Source organism: Paraburkholderia sp. GW821-FHT02A12 (genome assembly GCF_059422005.1).
Window position 1 is genome coordinate 1,888,803 of record NZ_JBWKWA010000001.1, and the last position, 21,368, is coordinate 1,910,170.

At 63.1% G+C, this 21,368-nt stretch carries 17 protein-coding genes; 15 read left to right on the top strand and 2 right to left on the bottom strand.

Translation table 11 applies throughout. The features are described 5' to 3' along the window. Positions 1–24: 24 nt before the first annotated feature. The 3 genes from AC07WT_RS08440 to AC07WT_RS08450 all read left to right on the top strand — a co-directional run bounded on the left by AC07WT_RS08440 (position 25) and on the right by AC07WT_RS08450 (position 2,808). Positions 25–909 (top strand): LysR family transcriptional regulator, encoded by an 885-nt coding sequence (locus tag AC07WT_RS08440; protein WP_494946712.1) that lies wholly within the window; start codon positions 25–27, stop codon positions 907–909. 116 nt (positions 910–1,025) lie between these two features. Next, complete coding sequence (locus AC07WT_RS08445; RefSeq protein ID WP_115100991.1) at positions 1,026–1,484, top strand: Lrp/AsnC family transcriptional regulator; 459 nt, start codon at positions 1,026–1,028, stop codon at positions 1,482–1,484. A gap of 226 nt (positions 1,485–1,710) precedes the next feature. Next, entirely contained in the window at positions 1,711–2,808 is a 1,098-nt protein-coding gene (locus AC07WT_RS08450; protein WP_494946713.1) for a saccharopine dehydrogenase family protein, read from the top strand. A 161-nt stretch (positions 2,809–2,969) separates the two neighbouring features. On the opposite strand, the gene AC07WT_RS08455 is transcribed toward AC07WT_RS08450, so the two are convergent. Both AC07WT_RS08455 and cydX read right to left on the bottom strand, forming a co-directional pair. Then, positions 2,970–3,590, bottom strand: coding sequence for a P-loop nucleotide/nucleoside kinase family protein (locus tag AC07WT_RS08455; RefSeq protein ID WP_494946714.1), 621 nt, complete (start codon positions 3,588–3,590; stop codon positions 2,970–2,972). After that, positions 3,587–3,745: a cytochrome bd-I oxidase subunit CydX gene (gene cydX, locus AC07WT_RS08460; protein ID WP_492595902.1), complete on the bottom strand. Its 159-nt coding sequence runs from the start codon at positions 3,743–3,745 to the stop codon at positions 3,587–3,589. Before cydX ends, AC07WT_RS08455 begins: the two co-directional genes overlap by 4 nt. A 349-nt stretch (positions 3,746–4,094) precedes the next feature. On the opposite strand from cydX, the gene AC07WT_RS08465 reads away from it, so the two are divergent. The 12 genes from AC07WT_RS08465 to AC07WT_RS08520 all read left to right on the top strand — a co-directional run bounded on the left by AC07WT_RS08465 (position 4,095) and on the right by AC07WT_RS08520 (position 21,185). Then, positions 4,095–4,244, top strand: coding sequence for a hypothetical protein (locus AC07WT_RS08465; protein WP_494946715.1), 150 nt, complete (start codon positions 4,095–4,097; stop codon positions 4,242–4,244). A 192-nt stretch (positions 4,245–4,436) separates the two neighbouring features. Beyond that, the gene (gene corA / locus AC07WT_RS08470) at positions 4,437–5,414 is read left to right on the top strand and encodes a magnesium/cobalt transporter CorA (RefSeq protein WP_494946716.1); all 978 of its coding nucleotides are present in this window, start codon (positions 4,437–4,439) and stop codon (positions 5,412–5,414) included. Positions 5,415–5,845: 431 nt separating this feature from the next. After that, a complete protein-coding gene (locus AC07WT_RS08475; RefSeq protein ID WP_494946717.1) occupies positions 5,846–6,808 on the top strand; it encodes a sugar ABC transporter substrate-binding protein in 963 nt (320 codons plus the stop codon). 298 nt (positions 6,809–7,106) lie between these two features. Then, positions 7,107–8,702, top strand: a complete 1,596-nt coding sequence (locus tag AC07WT_RS08480) for a sugar ABC transporter ATP-binding protein (RefSeq protein WP_494946718.1) — start codon at positions 7,107–7,109, stop codon at positions 8,700–8,702. Then, positions 8,699–9,751 carry an ABC transporter permease gene (locus AC07WT_RS08485; RefSeq protein WP_492595897.1) on the top strand — a complete coding sequence of 351 codons (1,053 nt, stop codon included), beginning with the start codon at positions 8,699–8,701 and terminating at the stop codon, positions 9,749–9,751. The genes AC07WT_RS08480 and AC07WT_RS08485 overlap by 4 nt, the downstream gene beginning before the upstream one ends. Positions 9,752–9,927: 176 nt before the next feature. Then, positions 9,928–10,968 carry a LacI family DNA-binding transcriptional regulator gene (locus AC07WT_RS08490; protein WP_492595896.1) on the top strand — a complete coding sequence of 347 codons (1,041 nt, stop codon included), beginning with the start codon at positions 9,928–9,930 and terminating at the stop codon, positions 10,966–10,968. Positions 10,969–10,989: 21 nt separating this feature from the next. Continuing rightward, positions 10,990–11,919, top strand: coding sequence for a ribokinase (rbsK, locus tag AC07WT_RS08495; RefSeq protein ID WP_494946719.1), 930 nt, complete (start codon positions 10,990–10,992; stop codon positions 11,917–11,919). Positions 11,920–12,368: 449 nt separating this feature from the next. Beyond that, positions 12,369–14,126 (top strand): methyl-accepting chemotaxis protein, encoded by a 1,758-nt coding sequence (locus AC07WT_RS08500; RefSeq protein WP_494946720.1) that lies wholly within the window; start codon positions 12,369–12,371, stop codon positions 14,124–14,126. Positions 14,127–14,556: 430 nt separating this feature from the next. Then, entirely contained in the window at positions 14,557–15,318 is a 762-nt protein-coding gene (locus tag AC07WT_RS08505; RefSeq protein ID WP_494946721.1) for a 2-keto-4-pentenoate hydratase, read from the top strand. 823 nt (positions 15,319–16,141) lie between these two features. Further along, entirely contained in the window at positions 16,142–18,064 is a 1,923-nt protein-coding gene (locus tag AC07WT_RS08510) for a PrkA family serine protein kinase (RefSeq protein WP_492595893.1), read from the top strand. A gap of 140 nt (positions 18,065–18,204) precedes the next feature. Beyond that, positions 18,205–19,473 (top strand): YeaH/YhbH family protein, encoded by a 1,269-nt coding sequence (locus AC07WT_RS08515; protein WP_494946722.1) that lies wholly within the window; start codon positions 18,205–18,207, stop codon positions 19,471–19,473. Further along, entirely contained in the window at positions 19,470–21,185 is a 1,716-nt protein-coding gene (locus tag AC07WT_RS08520; RefSeq protein ID WP_494946723.1) for a SpoVR family protein, read from the top strand. The genes AC07WT_RS08515 and AC07WT_RS08520 overlap by 4 nt, the downstream gene beginning before the upstream one ends. Positions 21,186–21,368: the final 183 nt, after the last annotated feature.

The window sequence follows — 21,368 nt, forward strand, 5'->3', positions numbered from 1 at the left end:
ACCGAAACGAACAGGAAATAGCCGGTGGATAAATTCGTCAGCATGGAAATCTTCGTCGCCGTGGTCGAGGCCGGCAGCCTGACGGCAGCGGCCGAGCGCTTCGACATTTCGTCGGCGATGGTGGGCAAACACATCCGTTCGCTCGAAACCAAGCTCGCGACACGGCTGCTCACGCGTACCACGCGTCGACAAAGTCTGACGGAGATCGGCCGCCAGTATTACGAGCAGTGCAAGCGGATTCTGGCGGCCGTGAAGGAGGCGGAGTCGCTCGCCGAGGCGATGGCGGCCGCGCCGCGCGGCGTGCTCAAAGTGACGGTGCCGCTGACCTACGGCGTTGAAGTGTTCGCCCCGGCGATGACCGACTATCTGACCGCGTGGCCGGACGTGACGCTCGAACTGGATCTGTCGAATCGCGTGATCGATCTGGTGGAGGAGGGTTTCGACGCGTCGGTGCGAATCGGCCATCTGCCGGATTCGAGTTTTGTCGCGCGGCCGTTGAAGCCGTACCGGATGCGCGCGTGCGCGTCGCCGGCGTATCTGCAGCGCGCCGGCACGCCGCGCACACCGGCCGACCTCGCACAGCACGAGTGCCTGGGCTTTCTGCACTGGGGCCGCGAGGGCGTGTGGCGGCTCGGCGGCGAAACCGCCGACGAACACCAGTTGCGCGCCGGCCGGTTTCGGGCGAACAACGGCCAGGCGCTGAAGGTCGCCGCGTTGCGCGGCTTCGGTCTGGTGTTGCAGCCCGAAGCGCTGCTCGCCAAGGAGATTGCCAGCGGCGAGCTGGTGTCCGTGCTCGAGGACTATCTGCCTGACGGCGCGCCCGTCCATCTGATCTACCCGCGCGATCGCCGGGCGACGCCCAAGCTCACCACCTTCATCGATTTCGTGATCGAGCGGTTCGGCGTGTGAGCGCGCTGCTTGCTACTGCTTGCCGCCGCTTGCTGTTCTCCACTCCTTTGCCCGCCGCTCGATGCGGAAGACGCGCGATAATCCGCTCCATTACCGACCCACTTCTTCTGCCCTCGATGAGACCTCCGCGCCTCGACCAACTCGACGACCTCGACCGCAACCTCGTTGCGCTGCTGCAAGCCAACGCCCGCGAGAGCGTCGCCAATCTCGCGCGCCAGCTGGACGTGGCGCGCACCACCGTGATCGCGCGCATCGCGCGGCTCGAACGCAGCAATGTGATCGCAGGCTATAGCGTGCGTCTCGGCCAGGACGTGCTCGACTCGAGCATCTATGCGTACGTCGGCATCATCATCGCGCCGAAGTTTGGGCCGGCGGTGCAGAAGCGCCTCGGCAAGATGCCCGAGGTGCAGCTGCTCTGCGCGGTGAGCGGCGAGTTCGACTATGTCGCGTGGCTGCGCGCCGATTCGCCCGACCGGCTCAACGATCTGCTCGACCAGATCGGCGGCCTTGAAGGGGTGGAGCGGACCACGACCTCGATCATTCTGGCGCGCAAGATCGATCGGGGGATGGTGTGACCAAAGTGGCCCGGTTTTTACATCGTTTTAACGCGTTTTCGACATATCGACTGACCGCTTCGTCATAACGTCGAAATTCATGGTCATACCGCAGCATTTTGCGGGTATGAACTGTTTTTGCTTCTCCCTAAACTGTGTCTCAAGGGTTCAGCCCGCCGGGCGCGGCGCCTTAAGCGCCGCGCACTTCCCAAGCTCGAGACAGCACACAGAAAACAAGGAGAAGCGCATGAAAGTAGCCATCGTTGGCGCAGGTTTGATCGGTCACACCATTGCTCACATGTTGCGTGAGACCGGCGACTACGACGTCGTGGCGTTCGACCGCGATCAGCACGCGCTCGACAAGCTCGCCGCCCAGGGCATCCCGACCCGCCGCGTGGATTCCGCCGATGCCGCCGCGCTGCGCGCCGCCGTGCAAGGTTTCGATGCGCTCGTCAACGCGCTGCCGTATTACCTTGCGGTGAATGTCGCGTCGGCGGCCAAGGGCGCGGGCGTTCACTATTTCGATCTGACCGAAGACGTGCGCGCCACTCACGCGATCCGCGCGATCGCCGCCGACGCCGATCACGCCTTCATGCCGCAGTGCGGTCTGGCGCCGGGCTTTATCGGCATCGCCGCGCATGAACTGGCGAACCGCTTCACGGAAATCCGCGACGTCAAGATGCGCGTCGGCGCGCTGCCGGAGTTCCCGACCAATGCGCTGAAGTACAACCTGACGTGGAGCGTCGACGGTCTGATCAACGAGTACTGCCAGCCTTGCGAGGCGATCCGCGACAGCCGCACGCAGTGGGTGCAGCCGCTCGAGGGCCTCGAACATTTCTCGCTCGACGGCACCGAATACGAAGCCTTCAACACGTCAGGCGGCCTCGGCACGCTGTGCGAAACGCTGTCCGGCCGGGTCGAATCGCTCGACTACAAGTCGGTGCGCTATCCGGGCCACCGCAACCTGATGCAGTTCCTGCTCGAAGATCTGCGCCTTTCCAGCGACCGCGATACGCTCAAGACCATCCTGCGCCGTTCGGTGCCTTCGACCGCCCAGGACGTCGTGCTGGTGTTCATCACGGTGAGCGGCATGCGCGACGGTCAACTGGTGCAGGAGGTGTTCACCCGCAAGATCTTCGCGAAGACCGTGTGCGGCATGGCGATGAGCGCGATCCAGATCACCACGGCCGGCGCGATGTGCGCGGTCCTCGATCTGTTCCGCGAGAAGAAGCTGCCGCAAAGCGGTTTTGTGCGCCAGGAGCAGGTGTCGCTGCGCGACTTCCTTGCGAATCGCTTCGGCCAGTTGTACGAAGGGCAGTCGCTGGACGCGATGGCGACGGTATAAGCTGTTGCGGTCGCCTTAAGACTCATCAAGGCTTATCAAGGCTCATAACCGAGGGCCGTGCAGCAGCGCGCTGGAGTCTGTCGCGAGCAACGAAGGAAGCCCCGCAGAGGGTCACCCGAACGCCCCGTGAATCGGGGCGTTTTCTGTCTGAGCCGGCGATGCTACGCCGGCACCGGCGGCAGCATCGTCCCCCATACCTCCGGTTCGCCTACGATCCGCGCGAGCAACGCTTCGTAGTCCGCGTGAGTTGGCGCGGTATTGTCGAACATCAACAGGTCTTCGCAGATTTCGCCGCTTGGCACGAAGCGGCGCTGCCGATACTCGTTCCAATGCGCGAGCTTGTACGCATCGTTCGGATTGCCGCGATCGACGATCCGCTGATGCGCCATCTCCTCCGACGTATAGACCCACACCACCCGCAGTTGCACATCCGCGCCGACATCCAGCCAGGCGCGATCGAACAGGCGCCGCTCGCGAACTTCGCGCGAGAGCGGCCCGACCACCAGCGCACTCACACCGAGTTCGAGATTGTCGCGAGCGGTATCGAGCAGGCCGCGATACTCCGGATCGCGCAGATGCTGCAAGAAAAGCGGGCTGTCGCGGTCGTTCGGATTGCCGGTCAGCATGCCCATGGCGGCTGCGCTGTAGCTGCCGTACAGCGTATCTTTATCGAGCAGGCAGAAGGGCGAGGCGCACGCGTCCATCAGCGGGCCGATCAGCTTCTTTGCCAACGTGGTCTTGCCGGTGCCCGCGTGACCGCAGATGAAAACCAGACGGGTCACGAAGGCGTGTCCTCGCGGGTATCCGGCGGACTGCCTTGCGCGTCGGCGCGTAATGGATCACGTGCGAATTTGCCGTTGGTTTCGAGCCACATCACATTGATGATGCCGAAGCCCAAGGCCACGCCGATGCCGAGAATCCAGCTGAAATACCACATTGCAGTCTCCTTGATCGTCTGTCCGGTGTGGCGCACGGCAAAGCGTGGCGCGGAGCCGGTATGGAGAAGCGAGCATGCCGGCAAACAAAGGTAGCGCGCGATGGAACCGAGGGTAAATCCGCAGCCGGCAGCGCCTACGCCGCAGCCCTTTGCAGCGATCATGAAGAAGAACGCCGCGCCGCGCAAGAGGCGGTGTGGACTTTGGCCGATTGGCCAGGATGGCGGAGCGGACACGCGTTGTTATCATGCGTGGCAGTGTGTGACGGTGGCGTGAGCAGGATCGCAAATCTATGGGTGCGTGGCGTTGATGAAGCGCTGTTTGAGGCACTCGTTCGGGAAGCCGAAGCGAATGGGCGTGCATCGCATCGGCGTGTCCACGCAGTTCGATCCGGTCGTCGAGTTGCAGTTTACGGTGACCGCGGATACGCGCTACACGAACCGCGCGTCGGTCTCGTTTGGCGAAGATCATCGCATTGCCTTGCGCCGTGTTGCGCGGTAGCGCACCGCACTGAACGCCATCGCACCGCACCGCACCGCACGGCACCGCACCAGGCTTAACAATTGAATACATGACCTTGGCCCGGAGCACTTAACATAACGGCTATCGCGCATTCGCCCCCGCAGACCTGGCGCCGAGCTTACTCACGCCGCGGCGGCGGCCGGTTTGTTTCCGTTTTCAAGGTAATCCAACATGCTGATCAATTGCGCCGCCTATCAGGACGGCCGAAAGCTGGCTGACATCGAGATCGACAACATCAGCGACTACGTGGCGCGGCCCGAGTGTTTTGTCTGGGTCGCGTTGAAGGATCCGGGGCCGGGCGAACTGGCCGTGATGAAACACGAATTCGGCCTGCACGAGCTCGCGATCGAGGACGCTCAAAACGGCCATCAGCGGCCGAAAATCGAGGAATACGGCGAGTCGCTATTCGCCGTGCTGCACACCGTCGAGATGGACGACGACGACGAACTGCTGATCGGCGAAGTCGACGTGTTCGTCGGGCCTAACTATGTGCTGTCGGTGCGGCGCGGCGCCCGCGTCGGCTTTCAGAATGTGCGCGCCCGCTGCGAACGCGAGCCGAAATTGCTCAAGGAAGGCTCGGCGTTCGTGCTGTACGCGCTGGCCGATGATGTCGTCGATCGCTATTTCCCGATCATCGAGGCGATGAACGCCGAGATCGAGGAACTCGAAGACCGCATCTTCGAGCGCAACAATTCGGCGGCCTCGCGCGCGATCATTCAGGATCTGTACTCGCTCAAGCGGCGCCTCGTGATCCTTCAGCATCACATCACGCCGTTGCAGGAAGCGATCAGCAAGCTGACGGGCGGCCGCATTCCGCGCATTTGCGACGGCATGCAGGCTTACTTTCGCGACGTCTACGACCATCTCGAGCGGATCGTCAGAACCATCGAGGGCAGGCGCGAAATGGTCGTCACCGCGGTGCAGGTCAATCTGGGGATGATCTCGCTCGCCGAGAGCGAGGTGACCAAGCGCCTCGGCTCGTTCGCCGCGCTGTTCGCGGTGCCGACCATGATCGCGGGCATCTACGGGATGAACTTCCAGAGCATCCCGGAGCTGCACTACCAGTACGGTTATCCGGTTTGTCTGGCAGTCATGCTGACGGTCGATCTGGTGCTGTTCCTGCGCTTCCGCAAAGCAGGCTGGCTATAAAGCCGGTCGCGGCTGAACCGCGCCGAGCCGCTCGTAGCCATCCCGAGAGCCATCCCGAGCCACTCCAGATAACCCTGAGCCGAGCGCCGCCGTTTCGAGCGCCCAGCGTTGTTCCCGCTTGCATCGCGCGCAATAAAAGTCCAGCATAAGCGGCCCGTCGGCTGCAAGCCTTGCAGCCAGCGGGAATCATCCGCCACGCACGGACCAAGCGAGGGACCCTTGCCAGAACGCTGCCTGCCGGTGCGCTTACCCAGCGTGCCGGCTCGAATCGATCGAGTGTATGCACAGACGCACATTCTGCGCGCCGGTGCACTGCAACACCGCGAATCGTTGACATTCCGAACAGACTGCGCTGAAAATAGGCCTCGCAAACGTTTGCGCGTAATTAAAAATACGGCTCGCTCGCGGGCTCACAAACCTTGGAGATAGGCATGAACCATCGCATTCGCCGCCGCTTGCTGGCGGCCGCTGTCCTCGTCACCGCCACCGCCGCCTTGCCGTTTTCCACCGCGTACGCGCAAACCGCTCCCGCCCACAAGCCGAAGGTTGCGCTGGTGATGAAGTCGCTCGCGAACGAGTTTTTCCTGACCATGGAAAACGGCGCGAAGGACTACCAGAAACACAATCCCGCGCAGTTCGATCTGATCACCAACGGCATCAAGGACGAAACCGATACCGCGAACCAGATCCGTATCGTCGAACAGATGATCGTCTCGAAGGTCGATGCGATCGTGCTGGCCCCGGCTGATTCGAAGGCGCTGGTGCCGGTCGTCAGGAAGGCCGTGGATGCGGGCATCATCGTCGTGAACATCGACAACCGGCTCGACCCGGACGTGCTCAAGTCGAAAGGTCTGAACGTGCCGTTCGTCGGCCCGGATAACCGCAAGGGCGCGCAGAAGGTCGGCGACGACCTGGCCAGGAAGCTGAAGGCGGGCGACGAGGTCGGGATTCTCGAAGGCGTGTCGACCACCACCAACGCGCAGCAGCGCACCGCGGGCTTCAAGGACGCGATGCAGGCGGTCGGCGCGAAGGTCGTCTCGGTGCAATCGGGCGAGTGGGAAATCGACAAGGGCAACGCGGTCGCGTCGGCCATGCTCAACGAGTATCCGAACCTCAAGGCGCTGCTCGCCGGCAACGACAACATGGCGATCGGCGCGGTCTCGGCCGTGCGCGCGGCGGGCAAGCAGGGCAAGGTGATGGTGGTCGGCTACGACAACATCGGCGCGATCAAGCCGATGCTGAAGGACGGCCGCGTGCTCGCCACTGCGGATCAGTACGCCGCCAAGCAGGCCGTGTTCGGCATCGACACCGCGCTGAAGGCGCTCAACGAGCACAAGAAGCAGTCGCAGTTGTCCGGCGTGGTGGAAACGCCGGTTGATCTGGTGACGAAGTAAGCGTCGGCCAGCAAGCCCAGCCACGCGGATTCGCGCTCACGCCGCTGTGCTGTACCGTCAAGGTGCGGTGAACCTGGGTGAATCCGCGTCAATTCAAGAAACGCTCAAGAAACCTGCAGCGCCGCCGTTAAATCCAGAGGTAAGCGTCATGACGGCGGCTGCGCGGCGGGAGGGTGCGTGGCCGAAAGCGCCTGCGCATTCCGCGCATTGGGCCGGCATGACACGGGGCTATCGGTGGGCTGCTTTAGTCGAGCGAATTGCATGAAGCCTCTTCGAGTACCCTGGAACCAGGATTGCGATGGATTCAACCGACCACGACGCCTTGCCCGCCGTACTGTCCGTCAGCGGCATCGGTAAGACCTATGCCGAACCGGTGCTCGCCGATGTTTCGTTGTCGCTGCGCGGCGGCGAGGTATTGGCGCTGACCGGCGAGAACGGCGCCGGCAAGAGCACGCTGTCCAAGATTATCGGCGGCCTTGTCGATCCGACTACCGGCACGATGCGGCTTGCCGGCGCGCCGTATGCGCCGGCAAGCCGCACCGAAGCCGAAGCGCTCGGCGTGCGGATGGTCATGCAGGAGCTGAATCTGCTGCCGACGCTGTCGGTCGCGGAAAACCTGTTTCTGAACCGCTTGCCGCAGGCCGGCGCGTTCCGCTTCGGCTGGATTGATCGCCGCAAGCTGCGCGAAGACGCCCGTCATGCGATGGCGCAAGTCGGGCTCGACGCAATCGATCCGGATACGCTGGTGGGCGAACTCGGCATCGGGCATCAGCAGATGGTCGAGATCGCACGCAATCTGATCGACGATTGCCGTGTGCTGATCCTGGACGAGCCGACCGCGATGCTGACCGCGCGCGAGGTCGATCTGCTGTTTGAGCAGATCGAACGGCTGAAATCTCGCGGCGTCGCGCTGGTCTATATCTCGCATCGCCTCGAAGAACTGGCCCGCGTGGCCGAGCAGATCGCGGTGCTGCGCGACGGCAGGCTGGTGCATGTCGACGCGATGGCCAACCTGACCAGCGACCAGATCGTCACATGGATGGTAGGCCGCGAACTGGGCGAGCGGATCGATCTGGGCGTGCGCAAGATCGGCGCGCCCTTGCTGAAGGTGGACGGGCTGACGCGCGGCAAGGTGGTGCGCGACGTGTCGTTCGAGGTGCGCGCGGGCGAGATTTTCGGCGTCAGCGGACTGATCGGCGCGGGCCGTACCGAACTGATGCGGCTGATTTACGGCGCCGACCAGAAGGACGGCGGCACGGTGTCGCTGGCGCAACAACCGGGCGGGCCGCCCAGGCCGGTGCACATTGCCTCGCCGGTCGACGCCGTGCGCGCCGGCATCGCGCTCATCACCGAAGACCGCAAGGGCGAGGGCCTGTTGCTGCCGCAACCGATCGCGGCCAACGTGTCGCTCGGCAATATCGGCGGGGTGGCGCGGCACGGCATCGTCGATGCGAAGCGCGAGAGCGCGCTGGCGCAAAAGCAGATCGACGCGATGCGGATTCGCAGTTCGGGGCCTGGGCAGATTGTCGGCGAGCTGTCGGGCGGCAACCAGCAGAAGGTCGTGATCGGCCGCTGGCTGGCGCGCGATTGCCGCGTGCTGTTATTCGACGAACCTACGCGCGGCATCGACGTCGGCGCGAAGTTCGATATCTATGGCTTGATGGGTGCGCTGGCCCGCGAAGGGCGCGCGCTCGTCGTGGTGTCGAGCGACCTGCGTGAACTGATGCTGATCTGCGACCGGATCGGCGTGATGTCCGCGGGAAGCATGACGGGTGTGTTCGAGCGCGACGACTGGTCGCAGGATGCGTTGCTGGCCGCGGCTTTCGCCGGCTACCGCAGCCGCGAAGCGTTGCTGCATGCCTCCGACACCAATGAAGCAGGGAGTCTGTCATGACCCATCAATCGATGCAGGACGCGTCGGGCGGCAAGCATGGCGCCGCCGATGTGGCGAACATCACGCCGCCGGCCGACCCGTCCGCGCCGCTCGCCAGCGGCAAACCGGCCGGCACGCGGCTCGGCTTTTCGAACTACCTGGGCCTCGCCGGCGCACTGCTGGCGATGATCGTGCTGTTCTCGCTGCTGAGTTCGCACTTTTTGACGTACGACACGTTCAGCACGATCGCCAACCAGATTCCTGATCTGGTGGTGATGTCGGTCGGCATGACATTCGTGCTGATCATCGCCGGGATCGATCTGTCGGTGGGTTCGGTGCTGGCGCTGGGGGCGTCGGTGGTCAGCGTGGCGGCCCTGAAGTGGGGCTGGGGCCCGTTGCCGTCCGCGCTGCTCGGCGTCGCCGCGGCGGCGCTGACCGGCACCCTGACCGGTTCGGTGACAGTGGGCTGGCGGATTCCGTCGTTCATCGTGTCGCTCGGCGTGCTCGAAGCCGCGCGGGGGCTCGCGTATCAGATGACGAATTCGCGCACCGCCTATATCGGCGACGCGTTCGATTTTCTGTCGAACCCGATCGCGCTCGGCATCTCGCCGGCGTTCCTGATCGCGGTGGCGGTCATGGTCATTGCGCAACTGGTGCTTACGCGCACGGTATTCGGCCGCTATCTGGTCGGCATCGGCACCAACGAGGAAGCCGTGCGGCTCGCGGGCGTCAATCCGCGACCGTACAAGATCATTGTGTTCGCGCTGATGGGCGCGCTCGCGGGATTGGCCGCGCTATTCCAGATTTCGCGTCTGGAAGCGGCCGACCCGAACGCGGGCGTCGGCATGGAATTGCAGGTGATCGCGGCGGTGGTGATCGGCGGCACCAGTCTGATGGGCGGGCGCGGGTCGGTTATCAGCACCTTTTTCGGGGTGTTGATCATTTCAGTGCTGGCCGCCGGCCTCGCGCAAATCGGCGCGAACGAGCCGACCAAGCGGATGATCACCGGCGCGGTCATCGTCGTGGCGGTGGTGCTGGATACGTACCGCAGCCGGCGCAAGCGCGCCTGAGCGGCATACGGCAAAGTACAGCAAAGCGGCATGATCGGTAACGATTAGCATTGGCATCAAGAAAGTGTAAGGTTCAAGGGTTTTGGTCTGTCATCGATGAAAACGTCCGGTGGGTCGCCAGCTTGGCGCGGCCGGCGGGAACAGGCGGGAACAAACTGGCAGGAGAGCAACAGGTTATGGCGACGATCAAGGATGTAGCGGCTGTGGCGGGTGTGTCGTTCACGACGGTTTCGCACGTGGTGAACAACTCGCGGCCGGTGTCGGCCGACGTGCGGGCTAAGGTCGAACACGCGATCCGTCAGCTTCACTATGTACCGTCAGCGGTGGCCCGTTCGCTCAAGGCGAAGGCGACGGCGACGATCGGTCTGGTGGTGCCGAACAGTACGAATCCGTATTTCGCGGAACTGGCGCGCGGCATCGAGGACGGTTGCTCGCGCAACGGCTACTGCGTGTTCTTCTGCAATTCCGACGACGATCCGGCCAAGCAGCGTAACTATCTGCGCGTGCTGCAGGAAAAGCGCATCGACGGGCTGATCGTCGCATCCGCGGGCGACGACGCGGTGCTCGCGCAAACGCTCGCCGACGCGCACGAGCCGCTCGTCATCGTGGATCGCAATATCGAAGGCCTCAACGCGGACCTGGTGCAGATCGACCACGAGAAGGGCGCGTATCTGGCGACCCGCCATCTGCTCGAACTGGGGCACGTGCGGATCGGCTGCATCACCGGGCCGGTCGAGACGGCGGTGAGCGCGATGCGGGTGCACGGCTTCATCCGTGCGATGACCGAGCGCGGCATCGACATTCCACCCGATGCGATCGTCGAAAGCGACTTTTCGGGCACGGGCGGCCATCGCGCCGCGGGGCAACTGTTCGATACCGTGAAGCCGTCGGCGATTTTTGCCGGCAACGACATGATGGGCATCGGCGCGCTGCGGGCCGCGGCGGAACGCAATATCAGCGTGCCGCGCGATTGCTCGATCATCGGCTTCGACGATATCGAACTGGGGCGCTTCACCTATCCGGCGCTTTCGACGGTCGGGCAGTCGGTGCGCGCGCTCGGCGACATGGCCGCGCAGACGCTGATCGAACGCATCGCCGGGACCTCGGCGGGCAGTCCGCGTGCGCCGGGCCGCCGGCGGGTCGTATCGCCGCGGCTGATCGTGCGCGAATCCACCGCGACGTGGGCCGGCGCGCCCAAGCGCAATCTGGCGGCATGAACGAACCTGGGAGAAAAGGCAGTGGCAAGTAAAGAAACGCGTGGCCGTGTGGCGGTGGTCGGCAGTCTGAACATGGACCTCGTGGCGCGCGCGCCGCGTCTGCCGCACCCCGGCGAGACGCTGGCCGGCCGGACCTTTGCCCAGGTGGCGGGCGGCAAGGGCGGCAATCAGGCGGTCGCCGCCGCGCGCCTCGGCGCTCAGGTGTCGATGCTCGGCTGTGTCGGCGCCGACGCAAATGGCGCGCAATTGCGCGCCGGACTCGAAGTGGAAGGTATCGACTGTGCGGCTCTCGAAACCGGGGCAGAGGCGTCGGGCGTCGCGCTGATCATTGTCGACGACGCCAGCCAGAACGCGATCGTGATCGTCGCGGGCAGCAACGGCGAACTCACGCCCGAGACGATCGCCCGTCATGAAGCGGTGCTGGCCGCCGCGGACGTCGTGATCTGCCAGCTCGAAACGCCGCCCGATGCGGTGTACGCGGCGCTTGCCGCGGCGCGGCGGCTCTCCAAAACGGTGATCCTGAATCCCGCGCCTGCCGTCGGCCCGTTACCGGCCGACTGGCTGCCGCTGATCGACTATCTGATTCCGAACGAACTCGAAGCCGCGACGCTGACCGGTTTGCCGGTCGCCACACCCGCCGACGCGGCGCAGGCCGCCGCTGCGTTGCGCGAAGCCGGCGCGCGCAATGTGCTGGTGACGCTCGGTCCGCGCGGCGTGCACGCCGCGCTCGACGGCGCGGATGCCACGCTTTACGACGCGCCGCGCGTCAAAGCCGTCGACACCACCGCGGCGGGCGACACCTTCATTGGTGGATTCGCGGCGCAACTCGCGCGGGGCGCGAGCGTCGACGCGGCGATCCGTTTCGCGCAGCGCGCCGCGGCGCTTTCGGTGACGCGCGCCGGCGCGCAGCCTTCGATTCCTACCCGCGCCGAACTGGACGAGTCGGCCTGACGAAAACGTGGCGCTGTCCGCGAGCGTGCAAAATGCCGCGCGTTCGATTGGACCTCGGCGGTCGGCGGCGCTGCGTTAAACAAATCCTCCGCTTCATAGCCGTCTTCATAGCCGTAGCGTTGCAGCGTGAGCCTTCAGCGCCGCTCGATTGAGTTGCCGGCGCGAAGGCCGCTCGCACCGCTGCAGCACCACCTGTCCATCTCACCCTCCCTGCCGCATCCCGCACGTCGGCGCACGCAACTATCACGCGCTCGCGCCGACCGCGCCTTGTAATTTCTTCCATCTGCTTACAACAGCTTTCCTCATACCATATAAAAGTTTCAAGTACCGCACTTTAGTGCCGTAAACGAAATTAGAGCGCCTTGTCAAAAAGGCGCCGCGCACGAAGACGCAACACGCTACCCCGCGCTGCGCACGCAGCCTCTCATTTGGTTAAGTACAGGAAGAGCATGTTGAACAAAGGGATCACGATCAAGGCGCGAATTGGCCTCACGATGGCTTTTCTCGCCGCGCTGCTGGTCGCCATCGGCGTTTTCGGCTTGTTCGGCATGAGCCGCTCGAATGACGCGTACCGGGATACTTTCACCAACGCAATGCCGAGTGCGGTGGACATCGGCAACGCCGAACTCTACGCGGCACGCGAGCGTCTCGCACTCGATCGCGCCGCGTTCCAGGCGGGCACGCCGGACGCCGCAGCGACGCTCGAGCGTGCGCGCGCCATGCGCACCTTGTCTGATTCGTGGTGGAAAAAGTACATGGATCTGCCGCGCGATGCGGAGGAAGACCGTCTGGCGCAGGCGGTGATCGGTAAGCGCGACGCGCTGCATCAGCAGTTGGATGCATTCGCCGCGATCATTGCAGCGAACGACCAGGGCAAAATCGCCGATAGCGCCAGGCGCTTGCAGGTTGCCTACAACGATCTGGCCGAAGCCGACGACGCGTTGCGCAAATTCCAGTTCGTATCGGCCGAGGCGGGTTTCGACTCCGCGCAAAACAGCTTCGCGGTGTTCCGCATGGCCAGCTTCGGCGCGCTGCTGGTGGGCGTGATCGCCGCCGCGCTGTCCTATCTGACGCTCAGCCGCGCGATTGGCCGTCCGCTCGGCGAAGCGCTCGGTCATTTCGATGCGATCTCCGCAGGCGATTTGCGCCGTCCGGTCGTCGTCACGTCGCGCGACGAAATGGGGCAGTTGCTCGAAGGCATCGCCAGGATGCAGCACAGTCTCACCGAAACGGTGCGTACGGTGCGCGGCGGCAGCGAATCGATCGCGACCGCGACCCGTCAGATCGCCGCCGGCAATATCGACCTGTCTTCGCGCACCGAAGAGCAGGCGTCGGCGCTGCAGGAAACCGCGTCGAGCATGGAAGAGCTGACCGGCACCGTCAAGCAGAACGCCGACAACGCCCGCCAGGCGAGTTCGCTGGCAGCCAATGCGTCGGACATCGCGAACAAGGGCAGCGCGGTGGTCGGCCAGGTGGTCGGCACGATGGGCGACATCAATCAGAGCTCGGCGAAGATCGCCGACATCATCTCGATCATCGAAGGGATTGCGTTCCAGACCAATATTCTGGCGCTGAACGCCGCGGTGGAAGCGGCGCGGGCCGGCGAGGAAGGGCGCGGTTTCGCGGTCGTGGCAGGCGAAGTGCGCAGTCTGGCGCAGCGTTCGTCGGCGGCGGCCAAGGAAATCAAGGAACTGATCGACACCTCGGTCGAGCGCGTGCAGTCCGGCTCGGCGCTGGTCGACGAAGCCGGCCGCACCATGACCGAAATCATCAGCGCGGTGCAGCGCGTGACCGACATCATGGGCGAAATCGCGGCGGCTTCGGAAGAGCAAAGCAGCGGCATCGACCAGGTGGCGCGCGCCGTCACGCAAATGGACGAGGTCACGCAGCAGAACGCGGCGCTGGTCGAAGAAGCAGCGGCGGCAGCGCAATCGCTCGAAGATCAGGCCGGCAAGCTGCGCACCGCGGTGGCGGTGTTCCAGCTCGACGATGAAGCTCACAAGGTGCCGGTGAGCGTGGCGCCAAGGCGCGCAACGACGCCGGCCCGGCCGATGACGGCGCGTAAGGCACCGCCGGCCGCGCATGCGAAGGCCTTTGCCGCACCGGCCGCGGCACTGTCCAGCACGCCGTCTGCCGCAGCGCCGGCCAAGGCGCCTCCCAAGGCGCTGGCGAGTGCAGGCAGCGATCAGAATTGGGAAACCTTCTGATCGGCCTGAGGACGTAGATCGCGCGGCACAGCAAAAAGGGGGACGTACGGCGTCATCGCCGCGCTTTTGACGCGACGATGCGGCTGTGGCGAGCAGTAGCGTCGGCAGTCGTGTTGCAACATTCGTTCCCGATTGCGCCGCGTATCGAACCGTGCCGGCGCAGATATCCGTATGGCGGCAAAAGGCCGCGATTGCGCAGGCAACCGCGGCCTTTTGCCGTGCACGGCGGGCCAACTAACGTCTACGATGGCAGTCCGTGCCCTGGCGAGCGCTGTGATCCGGTACATTGACGGGCGCGACTGCTGCTTGCATCGGCTGCATCGGCCGGTGCCGGCAGTCCGCGTGCGGACCCCGGACGACGCAAACGCAATTCGGGCGCCGCGACTCCGCAGCAACCCACCTTTCAACGCGCCAGCCATAAAGGACCGACATGACGCCACACGACCTCGCGCACCGCCTCGTCGAAGCACGCCGGCGGCATCGCCCGATCGATGCGCCCGCACCCGACAGCCTGCCGCCCGATGCCGCAACCGCGTACGCGATCCAGCAGGCCGTCATCGCGGGCCTCGGCGAATCGACCGGGGCGTGGAAGATCGGCGCCAAAGCACCGGGCGGCGCGGCCGCAGGCGCGCCGATTCCGGCCTCGCTGGTGCTGCCGTCGCCGGCGCGGGTCGCCCGTGCGGGATTCTTCCGGATGCTGCTGGAACTTGAGATCGCGTTCCGCTTCACCGAGGCGATCGAGCCGCGCGGCACAGCGTATGCGCGCGACGAGGTGCTCTCCAAGGTGGGCGTGGTGCTGCCGGCCATCGAGATCGTCGACAGCCGCTTTGCCGAGTGGCCGAATGTCGCGCCGCTCGCGCAGCTGGCCGACGCACAGAACAACGGCGCGCTGATCACCGGTCATCCGGTTGCCTACGCGGGACTCGCGCGCGGTTTCGATTTCGTGTCACCCGAACTGGAATTGAGCTTCGACGGCGACTCGCTGGTGCCGGACGCCACCGGTAATCCCGCCGGCGATCCGCGCGAACTGCTGGTCTGGTTCGTCAACCACTGCGCGGCCATGGGCATCACCATCGAACCCGAATGGACCCTCACCACCGGTTCGTACGTCGGCGCTCACAATGTGGACAAGCCCGGCGTTGTCCGTGGGCATATCGACGGTCTCGGCGAAGTCGAGATTGAACTGACCTGAACGTGTAACGGCGCGTTACGAAGTGTGCTGCAAACGGCTGCCTGAACTGCGTAAGCTGCAGGAAGGTAGCCGTTTTACATTTGCGGCGCCTACGGCGATCGGCTAGCCGGATCGTCTAGCCGTATACACCTATGGAAGCCGGGGGCGCGCGGCCGTCATCCAGTTATTGACCGCGGCTAACCATGTCCCCAATGCGGGTTATGCGGGCGGCGAAGGGCAAGCGGTGACCGCCCGACGCGTCCCACTACGCTTTGAAGCCAGTGGGGAACGGCGCGGAACAAATCCGCTCACGCATTGACGAACAGCTTGAGGATGCGTCCCTGTGCCGGGCGCCGATGCGTCGGGCGCCGATGCGTCGCGCGCCGAAGCATCGGTGAACGAACATGTAACACGCGCTCGTAGCTGTAGACCAAAAGCTCATGCGGCGCGTTGATGAAAAAGTAGCCGGGCAAGCGCGAAACACATGACGTCTACGCGTAATGCAGCAAAGTGTGCGCGTGCATACAGCCTGTCCGGCGTAGCAGGGAGATCATCCGATGAACGAGACGGTCCGCGCGATACAGCAGTGCAAGCGGAGCGTGGAGCAGGCAGCGGCGAGGCAGCAGAGCAGGTCCGCAATCGCTGCAATGTCTGCGCAAGATTGTAGGTGAGCGAATCTGTGTTTCCAAGTCAGGAATGTCGGGAGGTGACTACGGTCGGCGCGATTTTTCGCAACGTAGTTCGTGAAAAAAAATTTAAAAGGGTTTAGGATGAATTCGAGCGATGTCGTTTCCGAATAGCGCGCCGCGCACGACATCGGTCTAGACTTCGGCGAGGAGGTAGCATGGATATCTACAGCAGTTTCGCGACCCGCTTCGAGAAAACGCGAGAGGATGAACTCTCGCTCGAGGAGTATCTCGCGCTCTGCAAAGACAATCCCGCCGCGTACGCCACGGCCGGCGAACGCATGTTGATGGCAATTGGAGAACCAGAACAGATCGACACTCGCAACGATCCGCGCCTGTCGCGCATCTTCGCGAACAAGGTCATCAAGGTATACCCCGCATTCCGTGAGTTCTACGGAATGGAAGATGTGATCGAGCAGGTGGTCGCGTACTTCCGGCATTCGGCCCAGGGGCTCGAAGAGAAGAAACAGATCCTGTATCTGTTAGGCCCGGTCGGCGGCGGTAAATCGTCGATCGCGGAACGCTTGAAGCAACTGATGGAACGCGTGCCTTTCTACGCGATCAAGGGTTCGCCCGTGAACGAGTCGCCGCTCGGCTTGTTCGATTACGACGAGGACGGTCCGATCCTCGAAGAACAGTATGGCATTCCACGCCGCTACCTGAAAAACATTCTGAGTCCGTGGGCCGTGAAGCGCTTGCACGAATACAACGGCGACATCCGCAAGTTCCGCGTGGTCCGCCGCTATCCGTCGATCTTGCGGCAAATCGGCATCGCCAAGACCGAACCGGGCGACGAAAACAATCAGGACATCTCGTCACTCGTCGGCAAGGTCGATATCCGCAAGCTCGAACAATACGCACAAGACGACGCCGACGCATACAGCTACTCCGGCGGTCTGTGTCTCGCGAATCAGGGCTTGCTCGAGTTCGTCGAAATGTTCAAGGCGCCGATCAAGGTCTTGCACCCGTTGCTGACCGCCACTCAGGAAGGCAACTTCAAGGGCACGGAAGGCTTCGGTGCGATCCCGTTCGACGGCGTGATCCTGGCCCACTCGAATGAGTCCGAATGGAAGGCGTTCCGCAACAACCGCAACAACGAAGCACTGCTCGACCGGATCTTCGTCGTGAAGGTGCCGTACTGCCTGCGCTACAGCGAAGAGGTCAAGATCTACGAGAAGCTGCTGCGTAATTCGTCGCTGGCCAGTGCGGTCTGCGCGCCGGGCACGCTGAAGATGATGGCGCAGATGTCGGTGCTCACGCGCTTGCAGGAGCCGGAGAATTCCAGCCTCTTTTCGAAGATGCAGGTGTATGACGGCGAGAATCTCAAGGACACCGATCCGAAGGCCAAGTCGTATCAGGAGTACCGCGACTTCGCGGGCGTGGATGAAGGGATGACCGGCGTGTCGACCCGCTTCGCGTTCAAGATCCTGTCGCGCGTCTTCAACTTCGATTCGACCGAAGTCGCGGCGAATCCGGTGCACCTGATGTACGTGCTCGAACAGCAGATCGAGCGCGAACAGTTTCCGCCGGAAACCGAGCAGAAGTATCTGTCGTTCATCAAGGACGTGCTGGCCTCGCGCTACGCCGAGTTCATCGGCAAGGAGATTCAGACCGCGTATCTGGAGTCGTATTCCGAGTATGGGCAGAACATCTTCGATCGCTACGTGACGTATGCCGACTTCTGGATTCAGGATCAGGAGTTCCGTGACCACGACACCGGCGAGAGCTTCGACCGCGCGGCGCTGAACGCGGAACTGGAGAAGATCGAGAAACCTGCGGGCATCAGCAACCCGAAGGACTTCCGCAACGAGATCGTCAATTTCGTGCTGCGCGCGCGAGCTGCGAATGCAGGTAAGAACCCCGCGTGGATCAGCTACGAGAAGCTGCGCGTCGTGATCGAAAAGAAAATGTTCTCGAACACGGAGGAACTGCTGCCGGTGATCTCGTTCAACGCCAAAGGTTCGGCGGAAGAGCAACGCAAGCACGAAGACTTCGTCAACCGGATGGTCACGAAGGGGTATACGCCGAAGCAGGTGCGCTTGCTGTGTGACTGGTATCTGCGCGTGCGTAAGTCGTCATGATACGCACTGCGTGCCGCCCGCGCGGTCCGACCGCTCGGGCACCTTGCGAGGCGCAAGCTGCATGGACATAGCGTTGTGTTTGTAGACATGCAAATGCAACGTGCGTCTCGCGCACTCGAAATTACAGCGGGAGACCGGGCGTGCTTCATCAAATCATCGACCGCAGGTTAGCAGGCAAGAACAAGAGCATTGCAAATCGCGAGCGCTTTCTGCGCCGCGTTAAGAACTATATTCGTCGTGCCGTTTCGGAGGCGGTGCGCGACCGGAGCATCAAGGACATTCAGAACACCCAGAGCATCACCATTCCGCGCAAGGACATTGCGGAGCCGTCGTTCCGGCATGGTCCCGGCGGCAAGCGGGAAATGGTGCATCCGGGCAATTCCGACTATATCCGCGGCGACAAGATCCAGCGTCCGCAAGGCGGCGGAGGCGGCGGGGGCAACCAGGCCAGCAACGAGGGCGAGGGTCAGGACGACTTTGTGTTCGAGTTGAGCCGCGAAGAATTCATGCAGTATTTCTTCGACGATCTCGAGCTGCCTCGCCTCGTCAAAACCCATCTGATGGCCGTGCCCACGTGGAAAAGCATCCGCGCCGGCTGGGCGGCCGAAGGTACGCCGAACAATATCGATGTGGTCCGTTCGCTGAGGAGCGCGCTCGGCCGCCGCATCGCGCTCGGGGCGCCGCTCGTCAATCAGTTGCACGAGATGGAGCGGCAGCTCGAAGTGATGAAGGCCGATCCGGCCGACCGTCGTGAGGAAATCAGGCTGCTCGAAGACGAAATCCACCATTTGCGCGGGCGCATCTGGCGTATTCCCTTCATCGATCCGTTCGATCTGCGCTACGTGAACCGGGTGAAGCAGCCCACGCCGTCCAGTCAGGCCGTGATGTTCTGTCTGATGGATGTGTCCGGCTCGATGGACGAGCAGCGCAAGGATCTCGCCAAGCGCTTTTTCATCCTGTTGTATCTGTTCCTGAAGCGGAATTACGAGCGCATCGAGGTGGTGTTCATCCGCCACCACACGCGTGCCGAGGAAGTCGACGAAGACACCTTCTTTCATTCGACCGAAAGCGGCGGCACGGTGGTGTCGAGCGCGCTGGAGCTGATGCAGAAGGTGATGGAGGAGCGCTATTCGCCGACTGAATGGAACATTTACGGCGCTCAGGCCTCGGACGGCGACAACTGGACCGACGACTCGCCCAAGTGCCGCAAGATACTCTCGAATGACATCCTGGAGAAGGTGCGCTATTTTGCGTATATTCAGGTAACACCCGAAGAGCAAAACTTGTGGCTCGAATACGCGCAACTGGCACTGAGCCAGCCGCACATGGCGATGAAGAAGGTCGAAACCGCGGCCGATATTTATCCGGTGTTTCGCGAGTTGTTTGAGAAGCAGGTGGCGTCTTCATGACGACAAAGCACTTGCACAACGAAGCGCGCGGCTATCAGCCGGAGCGCCGGAAAGGCGTGTCGCAGCGTCAGTCGGGGCATGCCGAGGCCGGGGCGGACTCTACCGGAGCCGCCGCAGCCGGAGCAGTCGATGTCGCTGCAGCACGGGGACACACCGGAACGCCCACTGAGGGGCAAAGGGAAGTCCGTATGAACGTAGCCGATAGACGGCCTCTGCCGTGCCCGTCCGACTGGACCTTCGAGTTGATCGAAGAGTACGACTCTCATATTGCTCTTGTTGCAGAGCAATATGAACTCGACGTGTATCCGATCCAGCTCGAACTCATCAGCGCCGAACAGATGATGGACGCCTACGCATCCGTCGGCATGCCGGTGAATTACCGTCACTGGTCGTTCGGCAAACACTTTCTCTCCACCGAAAAAAGCTACCGTCGCGGGCAGATGGGGCTGGCGTATGAGATCGTCATCAATTCGAATCCCTGCATCGCGTACCTGATGGAAGAGAACACGATGACGATGCAGGCGCTCGTCATCGCGCACGCGGCCTATGGGCACAACTCGTTCTTCAAGGGTAACTATCTGTTCAAGCTGTGGACGGATGCGCACGCGATCATCGATTACCTCGTCTACGCGAAGAACTACATTGCGGAGTGCGAGGAGCGCTTTGGGCTCGACCGGGTGGAGGAGCTGCTCGACTCGTGCCACGCGCTGATGAATTACGGCGTGGACCGTTACAAGCGGCCGCAGAAATTGTCGCTGGAGAAGGAATTCGCCGCGCGCCGCGAGCGTGAGGCGTATCTGCAATCGCAGGTGAACGAACTGTGGCGCACCTTGCCGACCCGGCATACGCCGCTGCCGGAGGAAATCGAGGAACGCTATCCGCCGGAGCCGCAGGAAAACCTGCTGTACTTCGCGGAGAAGAACGCGCCGCTGCTGGAGCCGTGGGAGCGGGAAGTGATCCGCATCGTGCGCAAGGTGGGCCAGTATTTCTATCCGCAGCGGCAGACCCAGGTGATGAACGAAGGCTGGGCGACGTTCTGGCACTACACCTTGCTCAATACGATGTACAACCAGGGCAAGCTGGAAGACGGCTTCATGATGGAGTTTCTCCATTCGCACAGCAATGTGGTCTACCAGCCGCCGGTCACGAAGCCGTACTACAGCGGCATCAATCCGTACGCGCTGGGTTTTTCGATGATGAGCGACATCCGCCGGATCTGCGAAGCGCCGACGGACGAGGACCGCAAGTGGTTCCCGGAGCTGGCCGGCAGCCCCTGGTTGCAGGCGATGCACTACGCAATGCGCAATTTCAAGGACGAGAGTTTCGTCGCGCAGTATCTGTCGCCGCATCTGATCCGGGAGATGCGCCTCTTCTCCGTGCTCGACGACGATATGCGCGATGCGCTCGAGGTTTCCGCCATTCACGACGACAGCGGCTATCAGTACGTGCGACAGGCGTTGTCGCGGCAGTACGACATGCATCATCGCGAGCCGAACATTCAGGTGTGGGCGGTGAATACACGCGGCGATCGCAGTCTGACGCTGCGGCATTTCATGAGCGATAACCGGCATCTGTCGTCGGACAGCGACGAGGTGCTCAAGCACATGGCGCGCTTGTGGCAGTTCGACGTGTATCTCGAGAGCGTCGATGAGAATGGCACGGTGAGGAAGCGCTATGAGTGCCGGTATGTGCCGCCTGCGGTGAGGGTTTGAGATCTGAAGCGGTCCGTGACGTAGAAATCAGGCCCATTTGTCCGAAGCCCCTGTTTGTCTCCGACTGACAGGGGCTTTTCATCATTGAAGAGCTCGCAAACCGCGGCCTCCGGTTGTCAGTAAAAAGTCAGTAAAAAACGATACGGGACGCCCAAGAGGCCGGACCGCCGAACTTGAGACAAG